Genomic DNA, 321 nt, shown 5'->3' with positions numbered 1-321 from the left:
GTGGCTCGGGACGGAATCGAACCGCCGACACACGGATTTTCAGTCCGTTGCTCTACCAACTGAGCTACCGAGCCAAATCATTTATTTTTCTCTACTAAGTAAAGTAAAATGGCGGTCCGGACGGGACTCGAACCCGCGACCTCCTGCGTGACAGGCAGGCATTCTAACCAACTGAACTACCGGACCTTACAGTAATTTGTCTGGAGAGCTGTCGTGTCAGCTCTCGCAGACAAATAAGGAATTTAGCAATAACGCTAAAGTAAATCAATGACCCGTACGGGATTCGAACCCGTGTTACCGCCGTGAAAGGGCGGTGTCTTA

2 tRNA genes are annotated in these 321 nt (G+C 50.2%); both read right to left on the bottom strand.

The window, feature by feature from the left end:
- Position 1: 1 nt before the first annotated feature.
- Positions 2-74 (bottom strand) — tRNA-Phe (locus LNN34_RS21840).
- A gap of 35 nt (positions 75-109) precedes the next feature.
- Positions 110-186: transfer RNA gene (locus LNN34_RS21835), tRNA-Asp, on the bottom strand.
- Positions 187-321: the final 135 nt, after the last annotated feature.

Source organism: Bacillus sp. AF23 (assembly GCF_020861455.1).
Lineage (GTDB): Bacteria > Bacillota > Bacilli > Bacillales > Bacillaceae > Bacillus > Bacillus halotolerans.
Note: the sequence above shows the minus strand (reverse complement) of the source record. Positions and strands in the feature narration are given on the sequence as shown.